Annotated in this window: 13 protein-coding genes; 5 read left to right on the forward strand and 8 right to left on the reverse strand. The window is 58.3% G+C overall.

Annotated elements, in window-relative coordinates:
- Positions 1-11: 11 nt before the first annotated feature.
- The 3 genes from TM5383_RS01710 to TM5383_RS01720 form a co-directional block, all read right to left on the reverse strand.
- A complete protein-coding gene (locus TM5383_RS01710; RefSeq protein ID WP_058317327.1) occupies positions 12-1,256 on the reverse strand; it encodes a multidrug effflux MFS transporter in 1,245 nt (414 codons plus the stop codon).
- 292 nt (positions 1,257-1,548) lie between these two features.
- The gene (locus TM5383_RS01715; protein ID WP_058317414.1) at positions 1,549-2,208 is read right to left on the reverse strand and encodes a DsbA family oxidoreductase; all 660 of its coding nucleotides are present in this window, start codon (positions 2,206-2,208) and stop codon (positions 1,549-1,551) included.
- A 145-nt stretch (positions 2,209-2,353) separates the two neighbouring features.
- Positions 2,354-3,877: a class I adenylate-forming enzyme family protein gene (locus TM5383_RS01720; RefSeq protein ID WP_058317415.1), complete on the reverse strand. Its 1,524-nt coding sequence runs from the start codon at positions 3,875-3,877 to the stop codon at positions 2,354-2,356.
- 66 nt (positions 3,878-3,943) lie between these two features.
- Between TM5383_RS01720 and TM5383_RS01725 the strand changes: the two genes are divergently transcribed.
- The gene (locus TM5383_RS01725) at positions 3,944-4,570 is read left to right on the forward strand and encodes a helix-turn-helix domain-containing protein (protein WP_058317328.1); all 627 of its coding nucleotides are present in this window, start codon (positions 3,944-3,946) and stop codon (positions 4,568-4,570) included.
- A gap of 110 nt (positions 4,571-4,680) precedes the next feature.
- On the opposite strand, the gene TM5383_RS01730 is transcribed toward TM5383_RS01725, so the two are convergent.
- Together TM5383_RS01730 and TM5383_RS01735 are read right to left on the reverse strand one after the other, a co-directional pair.
- The gene (locus TM5383_RS01730; protein ID WP_058317329.1) at positions 4,681-4,794 is read right to left on the reverse strand and encodes a hypothetical protein; all 114 of its coding nucleotides are present in this window, start codon (positions 4,792-4,794) and stop codon (positions 4,681-4,683) included.
- Positions 4,795-4,797: 3 nt separating this feature from the next.
- Positions 4,798-6,612 carry an extracellular solute-binding protein gene (locus tag TM5383_RS01735; protein WP_058317330.1) on the reverse strand — a complete coding sequence of 605 codons (1,815 nt, stop codon included), beginning with the start codon at positions 6,610-6,612 and terminating at the stop codon, positions 4,798-4,800.
- Positions 6,613-6,997: 385 nt separating this feature from the next.
- Here TM5383_RS01735 and TM5383_RS01740 point away from each other — a divergent pair, with 385 nt between their 5' ends.
- Both TM5383_RS01740 and TM5383_RS01745 read left to right on the forward strand, forming a co-directional pair.
- Positions 6,998-7,768 (forward strand): 3-hydroxybutyrate dehydrogenase, encoded by a 771-nt coding sequence (locus tag TM5383_RS01740; protein ID WP_058317416.1) that lies wholly within the window; start codon positions 6,998-7,000, stop codon positions 7,766-7,768.
- A 25-nt stretch (positions 7,769-7,793) separates the two neighbouring features.
- Positions 7,794-8,822 (forward strand): patatin-like phospholipase family protein, encoded by a 1,029-nt coding sequence (locus TM5383_RS01745; RefSeq protein ID WP_058317331.1) that lies wholly within the window; start codon positions 7,794-7,796, stop codon positions 8,820-8,822.
- A gap of 14 nt (positions 8,823-8,836) precedes the next feature.
- On the opposite strand, the gene TM5383_RS01750 is transcribed toward TM5383_RS01745, so the two are convergent.
- The 3 genes from TM5383_RS01750 to TM5383_RS01760 form a co-directional block, all read right to left on the reverse strand.
- On the reverse strand, positions 8,837-9,526 hold the full coding sequence (locus tag TM5383_RS01750) for a DUF502 domain-containing protein (protein ID WP_058317332.1): 690 nt from the start codon (positions 9,524-9,526) through the stop codon (positions 8,837-8,839).
- 118 nt (positions 9,527-9,644) lie between these two features.
- On the reverse strand, positions 9,645-10,562 hold the full coding sequence (locus tag TM5383_RS01755) for a pseudouridine-5'-phosphate glycosidase (RefSeq protein ID WP_058317333.1): 918 nt from the start codon (positions 10,560-10,562) through the stop codon (positions 9,645-9,647).
- Positions 10,559-11,464: a PfkB family carbohydrate kinase gene (locus tag TM5383_RS01760; protein ID WP_058317334.1), complete on the reverse strand. Its 906-nt coding sequence runs from the start codon at positions 11,462-11,464 to the stop codon at positions 10,559-10,561. Before TM5383_RS01760 ends, TM5383_RS01755 begins: the two co-directional genes overlap by 4 nt.
- A 427-nt stretch (positions 11,465-11,891) precedes the next feature.
- On the opposite strand from TM5383_RS01760, the gene rpsB reads away from it, so the two are divergent.
- Positions 11,892-12,662 carry a 30S ribosomal protein S2 gene (gene rpsB / locus TM5383_RS01765; RefSeq protein WP_058317335.1) on the forward strand — a complete coding sequence of 257 codons (771 nt, stop codon included), beginning with the start codon at positions 11,892-11,894 and terminating at the stop codon, positions 12,660-12,662.
- Between the two features lie 78 nt (positions 12,663-12,740).
- Positions 12,741-13,619 (forward strand): translation elongation factor Ts, encoded by an 879-nt coding sequence (gene tsf, locus TM5383_RS01770; RefSeq protein ID WP_058317336.1) that lies wholly within the window; start codon positions 12,741-12,743, stop codon positions 13,617-13,619.
- Positions 13,620-13,713 lie beyond the last annotated feature (94 nt).

A 13,713-nucleotide genomic window follows, 5' to 3' on the forward strand; every position in this document is an offset into this window, starting at 1 on the left:
GTTGGGTGGGGCTATTCGGCGGCTACCTCGCCAGAGGTGTCAAACCGCTGCATGCTTAGCATCACCCACAAGGCCAATCCCATGGAAATGCTAACGCCCAGTGTCAGCGGCAGGGGCGTTCCGTTAAAGCTAAGGCCAACAGGTGCGGCAATGGCGGCAGATATGACCGTTGCCAGACCGCCGGATACCGATGCGGCTGTGCCCGCAATATGGCCGAGTGGTTCTAGTGTGATGGCGTTCAGGTTGCCCAGTGTCAGACCGGCATTGAAAAACACCGATGTGACCCAGGCCACAAAAACATAAAACATCATATCGCCTAGACCGTCAGCGCCGAATTGGAACCAGATCAACGACATCGAAACAGACAGAAACAGCTGCGCCGCAATCGCCAGCGTTACCATGCGGCGCATACCCAGTCGCATGACCAGCGTCGCATTCAGCAGGCTGGCCGACCCTGAGGCAAGCGCAACAAAGGCGAACCAGAACGGGAAACTGTCAGCGCGATCAAACACATCGTCAAAAATAGGATGGATCAGACTGATCGACATGAACAGCGTTGCGAAACACAGGGTTTGGGTCATCACCGACAGGCGCACGGTCTGATGAGACAGCATTTCACCGACCGCTGCCCAGATCCGGCTCAATTGGAAGGGACGACGCGACTGCAGGGGCAGGGATTCCGGTTGGCGCCATGCCAGCCATCCGGTGGCAAAAATCGAAAACAGGATGAAGGATCCAAAAATCCCGCGCCATCCGACAAGCGCGATAACCCCCGCGCCCAAGAGAGGGGCGACCGCAGGAACCAGCGTAAAGATCATCATCGCAAAGCTCATGATGCGGGCCATGTCGCGCCCCGAATAGAGGTCGCGCACAATCGCCAACCCCACGATACGTGGCGCCGCGGCGCCCAGGCCTTGGACCACACGGGCCAGCAGCAGCACCTCTAGCCCTTGGGTGAACAGCGCCACAGCTGAGGCCACAATATAAAGGACCGCCCCTAGCACGATTACCTTTTTGCGGCCAAAACTGTCAGACAGTGGGCCAGTAAAGAATGTGCCCAAACCCATGCCAAAGACAAAGGAGGTCAGCACCAACTGTGCTTGGTTGGGGTTTTCGGGGCTTAGGGCGCGACCGATTTCGGGCAGCGCAGGTAGCATTGAGTCGATGGAAAACGCGACGGTGGCAAACAGCATTGCCAAAAGAGCGATGAATTCCACGCGAGACAAGCGGGCGGGTTCTGGGTTCGGGGCGAACATAAAATGACTTTCAGCGGGAACGGACCATAGCGAACGGCGTGGTAAATCCACTGCACAGCTGGCTGGGACCGTTGGATCTGGCGTCGTCGGAATAGGCGCGCCACCTGTTATGGTAGCGCAATTTCAGCGACAACACCAATTGTGTTACTACGGTACGGGTTCTGTACCGTATTGCATGTGGGTGCGAAAGTGGATTTTTTCGCACATCATTTTTATCTGGGAGGCGGCGTAAAATTGCCCACCAGCGGCGGGCAACCCTTCGCGTCTGCACAGGGCGCATTTGGCTGTGCTGTTAGCCTTGCTGTGCCTTGGTGTGATTTTCGATGATCTCATCAATCACTTTCAGCCACAGATCTGTGCCCTGTGCGCCGGGTACGGCGTGCTGGCTGGCAATGATAAAGGTCGGAACCGAACTTACACCCATTTGACGGGCGGATTGGTCGCGCGCCTGAATTTCTTCGGCATCCGCATCGCCCTGCAACAGGCGGCGCACAACGGCGGCATCCATCCCTTGGGTGTCTGCAATGTCTGCCAGCACCTCGACGTCACCAATATCGCGGCCGTCGACAAAGTAGGCCTTGAACAGCGCCGATACGATCGGGGTCTGTTTGCCTTCTAGGCCGGCCCAGTGGATCAGGCGGTGGGCGCGCAGTGTGTTGGGGGTGGTTTTGATGCCTTCGAGGTTGATTTTGATCCCCGCTGCCTCGGCATGTTGATGCACGGGCATATAAGCTTGCACGGCGCCTTTCTGGCCGCCGAACTTACCTTCAAGATAGGCGCGGCGATCCATGCCATCGGCGGGCATGTCTGGGTTCAGCTGGAAGGGATGCCATTCCACCACAAACGGATGCCCCGGGCGTTGTTCCAGTGCGCGGTCCAGATAGGTTTTGCCGATATAGCACCACGGGCAGATTGGGTCAGACAGAATGTCCAGCTTTACGGCCTGTTCCATGTTTTCGAGGGTATCCATCGCGCGCGTTCCTCATGCTGTTAGAGGCGGGGATTTACCCGTGATCGCGACAAAAGGAAAGCTGCATCCGCGCACAGCGCCCTCAGCACTGGCGCGCGGGTGCCGTTGTTTTGCCCAGACAAAACCGTCACCGACGATAAAGCGCGCGCAGCGCCTTGCGCGACAGCTTGCCGTTGGGGTTGGTTGGCAACTGATCCAGATGAACCCAGTCGCGGGGCTGTTTGTAGCGCGCCAGACGTTCGGCCGCGCATGTGGAAAGCTTCGACTTATCAATAGTTTTGGCGGCGGTGTAAAAGCCGATGATTAGGCGCGTATCTTCTTTCACCTCAACATCAGTAACTGCGATCTGCGTCACGCCCGGCATGTCATGTAGCGCTGCTTCCACCTCCAGCGGGGAGACGCGGTAGCCGCCTGCGTTCATCATATCGTCACCGCGCCCCGCATAGTCGATCCGCCCATCTGCGCGCATGACGCCGTGGTCACCGGTTTTGAACCAATCGCCATCAAACCGATCTGCCGTCGCCTCTGGCGCGCCAAAATAGCCCAGCATCAGGCCGGGATCAGAGCGGTGAATGCAAATCTCTCCATCTTCTCCGATGTTTACCGCACCATCCTCATTGCGCAGGGACAGGCGGCGACCTTGTTGTGGTCGCCCCAGCGCGCCATCTGTGGCAGGATGATCGGGGCTAGCCGAAATGAAGGTAGAACATTCAGACATGCCATAGGCCTCATAAATCGCGGCACCGCCTGTGGCCTCAGCCCAATGAGTGCGGATCGCCTCTGACAGCTTTTCACCGGCGGCGAGACCATGGCGCAGCGCAGGCAAATCCAACGTGTTGTGATGCTGTAGGATTTTCCGATAAACCCCCGGCGCCGCTGCAAAAAGCGTCGCCTCATGCTGTGCTAGCAGATCTGGCAGCGCCTCAATCGCAACGTCAGCGGCAGGGATCAAAGCAGTGGCGCCAACAGACCACGGATCCATCAGCCCTGTGCCCAGGGTAAAGGTCCAGTTAAACGCGCCCGCATGCAACAGCCGGTCCTTATGCGTCAGCCCATACCATCCCTGATGCATCATCTGACGCGCCCAAATAGCACGGTGGGCGTGCATCACCGCGCGCGGCTGGCCTGAGGTGCCCGAGGTATAGACCAGATAGGCCGGACGTTCAGGGTCGCCCATATGGAACGCGGCAGCGGGCAGGCCGTGCATGGCGTCCAGTTCGGCTGTGCTGACCTCTTCGCACGCTAAATCGGCCAAGTCAGGACAGGCCACCGCCGGATCGCGCAACACTGCGCGGGGGCTGAGCTGTGTGATCATTTTGGCCACCTCTGGTGCGGTCAGCATGGCCGATGTTGGCACCGGCACCATTCCAACAGCAATCGCGCCAAGGTATGCGATGGGAAACTCCACCGTATTGCCCAACCGCATCAACAAGATGTCACCCGGCTGATAGCCGCGCTGTAGCAATCCCGTGCCCACACCCAGAACCGCCTGTTTCAGCCGCCCGTAGGTCCAATCATCACTGCTATCGCGCGACAGCACGCTCAACGCGATTTTGTCTGCGTTTTCATTAGCCTTCGCCAGAACATGAGCGGCCAAATTGAACGGTGCGGGGCAGGGTGCAAAGGCACCTTGATCATAGATAGCTTTCATGGGCTCTTGGATACGCGGGGGTTGCATGTGTTGCAAGCTGCGCCGTTGCGGCGTAAGAGAAACGCCATGACTGATCAGAAACCGCAAGGCTCCATCGTTCAGATTGCCCGTGAAAACGGCACGCAGGACAGCCCCGAACCGCTGGATCTGCCCAGCCGCGTGCGCGAGCTGCGCAAATCGCGTGGGATGACATTGGAACAGGCCGCATCGCAGGCAGGGTTGGCGCGCTCCACCTTGTCGAAGATTGAAAACGGCCTCATGTCCCCGACCTATGAGGCGCTGAAAAAGCTGGCCTCGGGCCTTGAGATTTCAGTGCCGCAGCTGTTCACCCCGCCGCAGCGTGAAAAGGTGAACGGCCGTATGGCTGTGACCCGCAGTGATGAGGGCACCAGCCAAGCCACCACCACCTATGAGCATGAAATGCTGGGCGGCAGCCTGACCAAGAAGCAAATGCTGCCCTACCGCGCCCGCGTGCGCGCCCGGTCCATGGATGAGTTTGACGGTTGGGTGCGCCATGACGGCGAAGAGTTTTTGTATGTTCTGACTGGTGTTGTGCGGCTGTACACCGAGTTCTACGAGCCGGTGGAAATGAAGCGCGGGGATAGCGCCTACTATGACGCCACGATGGGGCATAACGTCATTTCGCTGAGTGCCGAGGATGCGACGATCCTTTGGGTGACATCCCTAACGTAATAGGCTGAAATCGCTTTAATTTTCCCCAAATACTCCCGCCGGAAGCGTAGAAATGCGAAAGCCGCGACCTATATGGCGCGGCTTTCTTGTATTTTATTTTTATCAGTGGCTTAGAGCCAGCTTTGCACCCTGCGCGAGCCACCGGAGATATCTTGGCCGATGCCCTCGATTGTGGCACATCCTGCCAGCAGGGTCAGGGTTGCGATGACAAACAGTTTTTTCATCTCTTACTCCTCAAACCACCAGACGTCAGGGGTCCAGCCGATGCGATCCCCGTAAATTGGGGTGTTTTGCGGGAAGTGCAAGTCTTTGCGGTGCGCCAATCGTGCCGGACCACCGGCCCAGAGCGGGATCACATAGCGCCCAGCCATCAGTTGGCGATCCAGCGCACGGGTGGCAGCGGTGAAATCATCGCTGGATTGCGCGGTCAGCATCGCGGTGATGGTGGCGTCAATGGCGGGGGATTTGACGCCCATCAGGTTGCGCGACCCTTCGATATCGGCCTGCGCCGATCCCCAGTAGAGGTTTTGTTCGTTGCCCGGGCTCAGCGACAGGTAGCGCACATAGGGCATCATGTCGAAATCCTGCTTGTCGCGGCGTTCGGCAAACTGGGCGTTGTCGACCTGCGCGATCTCCATCTTGATGCCTAGACGATCAAGCGAGGTGCGGTAAATCTCCATAATTGTCTGGGCCTCTTTGTCGCCCTGACGGATCACGGTTTCAAAGGTGAACGGCGTGCCACTGACATCCGTCATCACGCCGTCCTGCACCGTCCAGCCCGCCTGTTCAAATAGATCCATCGCCGCGCGCACGTCTTTGCGGTTGCGCGGGCTACTGTCGCCTGCGGGCAGGGTGATGCCCTCAATCGTGCCGGGCAGTAGCTGATCCTTGAACGGTTCCAGTACCGCCAGAACCTTGCCGGTGGCCGCACCCGGCTGCGCGCCAAGGTGCGAGTTGGAGAAATAGGAGGGAATGCGCGACTGTCGCCCGCCGGTGACGGTGTCGTTCACATAAGGGAAGTTGAAGGCCGTGATCATCGCCTGACGCACGCGCCAATCCGCAAACTGCGGGCGGCGGCTGTTCATTACATAGCCTACCATGCCGCTGGGGCGTTGATGCTGCACCTCTGATTTCACCACATCCCCATTGGCAACGGCGGGGAAATCATACTGGCTGGCCCATTTTTCGGCGTTGCCTTCGCGGTAGAAATTCATTTCGCCCGCTTTAAACGCCTCAAACAGCACCGCTTGATCGCCAAAAAATTCGATCCGCAGCTCGTCAAAGTTGCCGGTGCCACGGCGGAAGTTCAGATCCTTGCCCCAGTAATCAGGATTGCGCTTCAGCGACACATACCGCCCCGCCTCGTAGCTATCGACCACATAGGGGGCCGAGGTGATCGGCACATCCTGCAGCGTGCCCTCGGTCAGCGCTTTATCCTGCCACTGCCCCTTTTTCAGGATCGGACGCAGGCCAGCGATCAGCGCCAGTTCGCGATCTTCGACGTTAAAGGTGATCTTCACCTTGCGATCACCGGTCTGTTCAATCTTGTCGATCTTCTTCCAGAAGCCGTGGTAGCGCGGGTGGCCGATGGTGCCTAGGGTTTCATAGGACCAGATCACATCCTCAACGGTCAGCGGGGTGCCATCGCTGAAGCGTGCCTCTTCGCGCAGGGTGAACTCGACCCAGGAACGATCTTCGGGCACCTCGATGGTTTCGGCCAGCAGACCGTAGAGGGTAAAGGGTTCATCCCAGCTACGCCCCATCAGCGATTCAGAGGTGAAGAAGCGCAGCTGCCACGGCACCGTTCCCTTGCGCACATAAGGGTTCAGCGAGTCAAAGCCGCCTGTGTTGCCCTCAATAAATCGGCCGCCCTTGGGGGCGTCGGCGTTCACATAGGGCAGTGCGTCAAAATCAGCGGGTAGGGCCGGGTCGCCATACATGGCGATGCCGTGCTTGGGGTCAGCCTGAGCGCTGGTGCCCAGCAAAACAAGTGCCGCGGCGGCACTAAGCCATTTGGAACGGGGGAAAATCACTGGTCGCATTCTGGCAACAATCCTACTCTGCCTTATATTATTTGAGGTTAGCCTAATGCGGCTTTTTTGTGATTTCAATTTTTTAGCTTGGAACCCAGCGCAGTATTGCTTATAAAGGGGGCACTGCTCGATAGGTTTCTTGCCTGTATGAAACCTGCCTCAATAACTTTACGCCGGCCTTGTGCCGGCGTTTTTTTTGGCTGCAGCCTTACCAATAAGCGATATTTTGCTGGGCCTTGCACGGGGTTCGCATCACCACTTGTCTGCAACATTCTGCGGAATGCTGCGCCCTGGCCACACGGCGAATCATCGTAGTTTTGCAGACTCGTCGCAGTGCGGAGCATGGGGTATGCTGCATGTGCAAAGCAAAGGCCAGAGCAAAGGTGACACAAAAATGACTTTATTGCAAAAAACTGCGGTGGTTACAGGATCAAACTCAGGCATTGGACTAGGTGTGGTGCGCGAACTGGCCCGCGCGGGGGCGAATGTGGTGCTGAACTCCTTCACGGATCGCGATGAGGATCACGCGCTAGCCGCTGATATTGCTAAGGAATTCGGCGTTGAGGCGCGCTACATCAAGGCCGACATGTCCAAGGGCGATGAGTGCCGCGCGCTGATCGAAAAGGCGGGCACCTGCGATATTTTGGTCAACAATGCGGGTATTCAACACGTGGAGCCGATCGAAAGTTTTCCGGTTGATAAATGGGATGCGATTATCGCGATCAACATGTCGTCGGCCTTTCACACCACGGCGGCCGCTTTGCCGGGCATGCGTGCGGCAGGTTGGGGCAGGGTGATCAACATCGCTTCAGCCCACGGATTGACCGCATCGCCGTTCAAATCGGCCTATGTTGCCGCAAAACACGGCGTTGTTGGCCTGACCAAAGTGACAGCGCTTGAAACAGCGCGTGAGCCGATCACCTGCAACGCGATTTGTCCGGGCTATGTGTCGACGCCGCTGGTGGAATCGCAGATTCCCGATACGATGGAAAAATACGGCAAATCCCGCGAAGAGGTGTTGGATATGCTGCTGGAGCGCCAGCCGTCCAAGGAAATGGCAACGGTCGAACAGCTGGGCGGCACCTGTGTGTTCCTGTGTTCGGACGCTGCCGCGCAAATGACCGGCACCACATTGTCCGTCGATGGCGGCTGGACCGCGCTATAACGTGTAGCCTTCGGAGGGCGCAGATATGAAACGGATCAATCTGGCCCTTCAGGGCGGCGGGGCGCATGGTGCCTTTACCTGGGGCGTACTGGATACGTTGCTGCAGGATGAAGGGATCGAGATTGCGGGCATCACCGGCACCTCGGCCGGCGCGATGAATGGCGCGGCGCTAAAGGCGGGGCTGCTGAAAGGCGGGCGCGCTGGCGCGATTGAGACGCTTGACTGGTTCTGGGGGCAACTCGGCGCCAGTAGCCTGCCGGGACTGGACCTGTGGTTGGGCGCGTTGCCGCCCGGCTGGGTCAGTCAGGGGATGGAGCTGAGCTGGCCATTCATGGCGATGGATATGCTGCAAAGCATGACATCACCCTATGCGATGGGGCCGTTTTACAGCCATCCACTGCGCGACACAGTGGATCAGCTGAGCTACGATCTGGTCTGTTCTGGCGACGGCCCGGCGCTGTTTGTCTGTGCCACCAATGTGCGCACTGGTAAGGCGCGGGTGTTCAGCGGCGCCGAGATTTCGACCGATGCGCTCTTGGCTTCGGCCTGTCTGCCGACGCTGTTTCAGGCGGTGGAGATGATCGACCCCAAAACCGGCGCGAAAGAGGCATACTGGGATGGTGGCTATACCGGCAATCCACCGCTGTGGCCGCTGTTTGATCGCGATCTGCCAGAGGATGTGGTGATCATCAACATCAACCCGATGCGCCGCAATGAACTGCCCGTCACGCCACAGCAAATTAGCAACCGTATCAATGAGATAAGCTTTAACTCTTCGCTATTGAGTGAGCTGCGCGCCGTGGCCTTTGTGCAGCGTCTGATCGCGCAAGGTGCGCTGCAAGCCACCGACATGCGCGACGTGAAGGTGCATATGATCGCTGATGATGAGCTGATGAACAGCCTGTCGGTGATGACCAAAAGCTATCCGATTGCATCGGTTTTGACACAGCTGAAAGAGGCAGGTCAGATCGCTGCGAAACAGTTCCTGAGCGCCCATAAAGATGATCTGAATAACTCCTCCACCGTGGATCTGGCGCAGATGTATGGTGGCTAAATAAAGATTTTAAGTCAGCTGCTTGCAGGCTGACTTGGATCTTTTTCATTCGGATAAACCAGGCCGGCAGAGATGACCAGTTTTGCCGCATCTTCGACGGTCATATCCAATTCCATCACGTCCTTGCGCGGAAAATACAGCAAAAAGCCGGAGGTGGGGTTCGGGGTGGTCGGAACAAAGACGCTGACCAGATCATCGTCATCACCGCCTGCGCGCAGTTTGATTTCACCTTTGGCTGCGGTTGATACAAACCCAATCGCCCAGATGCCCTTCCGTGGGTATTCAATCAGGCAGGCGCGTTCAAAGCTGCGCTCAGACTGGGCAAAAACCGTCTCAGCAATCTGTTTGACGCCTGAATAGATCGACCGCACGATCGGCATGCGGCTGACGATGCTTTCACCAAAACGGATCAGCGAACGGCCCATCAGGCCCTTGGCGATCCAGCCGATCAGGACGGTGAAAATCAGGAAAAAGACAATCCCGACGCCGCGTAGGTTGATGCCGATGTAGGGCTGGGGTTTGAACTGTTCAGGCACCAATGGCAGAACAAAGCTGTCAACCCAACCAGCAAAAGTCCACAAAAACCAAACGGTTAGGGCGACAGGTGCAATCACCACAATCCCCGTCAGAAAGGACGATCGGATGCGTGCAAACAGCCCCGGTTTGCGTGGTGGGGGCAGGTCGTCGTCAAAAGGAGTGGTCATTGCTGCGGCTCTACCGGATGTCGTGAAATTAACAAGGTTAGCCGATACTTAGGAATTTTCCCCCGCCATCACAATGCAGGATCGCGCAGGACGGGGGAAAACATAGCAATTATCGCATTCAGCGCATCGCTTTGGCGATTTCGGCAGCCAGCCGGGCATTGTTCAGCACCAGCGCGATATTGGCGATCAGCGAACGGCCCTCGGTCAGCTCAAAAATGCGCTGTAGCAGGAAGGGTGTGACGGCCTTGCCGGTGATACCCTGCGCGTCGGCCTCTGCGGTGGCTTGGTCGATGATCGGGTTCATTTCCGCCTGCGGGATCTCTTCCTCGGCGGGAATGGGGTTGGCGATCAGTTGGCCGCCGGGCAGGCCCAGCTTGGTGCGCATTTTTTGCGCTTTGGCGATTGCGACCGGATCATCCATGCGCAGGGGCGATGCCAGCGGTGACGTGGCAGACCAAAACGCGGGGAAGCTGTCCTGACCATAAGTGATCACTGGAACCCCTTGAGTTTCCAATACTTCCAGCGTTTTTGGGACATCCAGAATGGCCTTGGCGCCCGCGGCGACAACGGTCACGGGGGTGGCGGCCAGTTCCATCAGATCGGCCGAGATGTCGAAGCTGTCTTCGGCACCCTTATGTACACCGCCAATGCCGCCGGTGGCGAACACATGGATGCCCGCCAGATGCGCTGCGATCATTGTTGCAGCCACTGTGGTGGCGCCAGTGCGCCCCTGTGCCATGATCACTGCCATATCGGCGCGGCTGATTTTGGCCACGTCTTTGGCTTGTGCCAGATCTTCCAGTTGATCGTCGGTCAGGCCTGCATGCAGCACGCCGTTCAGCACCGCGATGGTTGCGGGAACTGCGCCAGCTTTGCGGATTTCTTCCTCGACCATGCGGGCAGTTTGCAGGTTCTGCGGGTAGGGCATGCCGTGGGTGATGATGGTGCTTTCCAGCGCCACAATTGCCTGACCGGTGGCCAGTGCGTCGGCCACTTCGGGCGAAAGGGTCGGGGTCAGAGCGGTCTTTTTGCTCATGAGGGGAGTTCTCCAGATACGTAGATAGCGGCGGCTTCCAGTGCGCGGGTCAATGCCGCGCCGCGGGCCATGCCGGAAATTTCAGCGGCCATATGGGCGGCCATAAAGGTGTCGCCAGCGCCGGTGATGCGGGTGACCAGCACCTCTGGCGGGGCGGCGGTGATGACACCATCCGCATTGCCGTCGCTACAGGGATTGGCACCATTTGTGACCAATGCCCTTTTGGCGCCACGGGCGACCAATGCGCTTGCGGCCTCTTCGGAGGTGTCGAAGATCTGCTGGCACAGCAGTCCCGCCTCTTCGAGGTTCACATAAAGCGTTGCGCGGCCATGACGCAGAAATGGCAGCAAACGCTCCGCCTTACCTGGCGAGGCTGGCGCGACACGCAGGTCGGCACGCGCGAAGGCCGGATCGGTTGCGATCTCTTCCAGCAGCGCATGGGTCAGATTGCCATCAAGGGCAATGGTGCCTTCATAAGGTGCCTCACTGGTGCCAAGCGGCCCGTCGCGCAATGGCGATAGAATGCGCGCGCCGGCGGCCTCCAGCGAATGCGCATCGGCAATGGCCGCAATCAGGCCATTCGCGCCCTCAATCGCCATATATTGATCTGTAGGCAGATCTGGCGAGCGATAGGCATGCGTGGTGTCCACACCCAGACGGGTGCAGGCGGCCATCAGCTCTTCACCCTCGGGGTCAATGCCAATCGCGGTGAGGGCAGAGGGCTGCAAGCCAAAGCGCCCCAGCGCCATTGCGATATTCATGGCGACGCCCCCCGGAATGCGCTGAATGCGCCCCGGCACGTCTGAACCTGCGCGCATCGCAATGGTTGCCCGGCCCACAACGTCCCATAAGACAGAGCCGATGCACAGGATTTCCTGTTTGTTTTCTGTTGATTGATCCATGCCTGTTGTCACCTTGACAGTAGGGGTTCACGCTAAGGGTCGTGGGCGAAACACCCGCACCCTTTCCGCTGGTTTGACTGTTGGATCTGTTGTATCAGTCAGCAGGCGAAGCGTCACACCATAGACAGATTTTTTCCGGCCTCAAGCGGGTTTTCGCAGATGGAGGGATCAGAGGCCCCGGATCAGGTCCGGGGCGCGAGGGGCACAAAAATCGCCCCGGACTTGATCCGGGGCCTCTGGCTGATTTTGGCGTGTATTTCTGCCAGTTTTAGCGCTTTCTGTCTTGCCTCCCTAATCATTCCCGTTTATACGCGCGGCACTTCACAGGCGGGGTTGGGCCTTGCGGGGAGAAATCCTGCACAGGTCCGCCGGTTGGGCGAATGCCCTTGAAAGCCCCGCTTAGGCATAAACCGGAAAGGAACTAGACATGGCTCTTCCCGAATTCACTCTGCGCCAGCTGCTGGAAGCCGGCGTTCACTTTGGTCACCAGACCCAGCGTTGGAACCCCCGCATGGGCGAGTACATCTACGGCTCGCGCAACGGCATCCACATCATGGATCTGACCCAGACCGTTCCGCTGCTGGACCAGGCTCTGAAAGTTGTACGTGACACCGTTGCCAAAGGCGGCCGCGTTCTGTTCGTAGGCACCAAGCGTCAGGCCGCTGGCCCGGTTGCTGAAGCCGCAGAAAAATGCGCACAGTACTACATGAACCACCGTTGGCTGGGCGGCACGCTGACCAACTGGCAGACCGTTTCCCAGTCGATCAACCGTCTGAAAGAGATCGACGAGAAGCTGGCATCGGGCGCCGAAGGCCTGACCAAGAAAGAGCGTCTGAACATGGAACGTGACCAGGGCAAGCTGCAGGCTTCGCTCGGTGGTATCCGTGACATGGGCGGCGTTCCTGACCTGCTGTTCGTCATCGACGTTAAGAAAGAGTCGCTGGCCATCGCAGAAGCCAACAAGCTGGGTATCCCGGTTGTGGCTGTTGTCGACACCAACTGCTCGCCCGCAGGCGTTGACTACATCATCCCCGGCAACGACGACGCGGCCCGCGCGATCGCTCTGTACACCGACCTGATGAGCCGCGCTGCTCTGGACGGTATGTCGGCACAGATGGACGCCGCTGGCGTTGACCTGGGCGCACTGGAAGAAGCGATGGTCGAAGAGGTCGTCGCCGAAGAAACCGCCGAAGCGTAAGCTTCGTCATCACAGTGACACGGGGCGCGGCTAAAGCCGCCCCCGGACATTTCATTTTATACCTAAGGAGATCCTCCCATGGCGATCACTGCAAAGATGGTGAAAGAACTGCGCGACTCGACCGGCGCAGGCATGATGGACGCGAAAAAAGCGCTGACCGAAACCGATGGCGACATGGAAGCTGCGGTTGACTGGCTGCGCACCAAAGGTCTGGCGAAAGCCGCCAAGAAATCCGGCCGTACCGCTGCTGAAGGCCTAGTTGGCCTGTCCGTAGAAGGTGGCAAGGGTGTTGCCGTTGAGGTGAACTCGGAAACCGACTTCGTTGCGAAAAACGCCGAATTCCAGGAAATGGTTAAAGGTATCGCAGCAGCTGCAATCAACGTTGCTGACGTTGAAGCGCTGGCCGGTGCAGACATGGGCGGCAAAACCGTTGCCGACACCATCACCGACAAAATCGCCACCATCGGCGAAAACATGTCGCTGCGCCGCATGGCATCCGTTGAGGGTGACATCGTTGCGTCCTACGTACACAACGCAGCCACCGCTGGCATGGGCCAGATCGGTGTTCTGGTTGCCCTGAAAGGCGGCGACGAAGCGTTCGGCAAGCAGGTTGCAATGCACATCGCAGCAGCAGCACCGCTGGGCCTGGGCGAAGCAGACCTGGATCCGGCCGCTGTTGAAAAAGAGCGTCAGGTTCAGATCGACATCGCGAAAGAATCGGGCAAGCCCGACGCCGTGATCGAGAAAATGATCGTTGGCCGCATGAAGAAATACATCGCCGAAAGCACCCTGCTGGGTCAGGCGTTCGTTGTGAACCCCGACCTGACCGTTGAAAAAGCGGCTGCAGAAGCTGGCGCTGAGATCCTCGGCTTCGTGCGTCTGGAAGTGGGCGAAGGCATCGAGAAAAAAGAAGAAGATTTCGCAGCCGAAGTGGCAGCAGCTGTTGCAGGTTCCTAATTTGGCCTGACAGTCCTGAATTTTCAGGGTCTTTTATGAAACGCCCCGTGCATATCGCGCGGGGCGTTTTCTTTTGCGTTGTCAGGATGTCGAT

It is taken from the genome of Thalassovita mediterranea, assembly GCF_001458435.1.
GTDB classification, from domain to species: domain Bacteria; phylum Pseudomonadota; class Alphaproteobacteria; order Rhodobacterales; family Rhodobacteraceae; genus Thalassobius; species Thalassobius mediterraneus.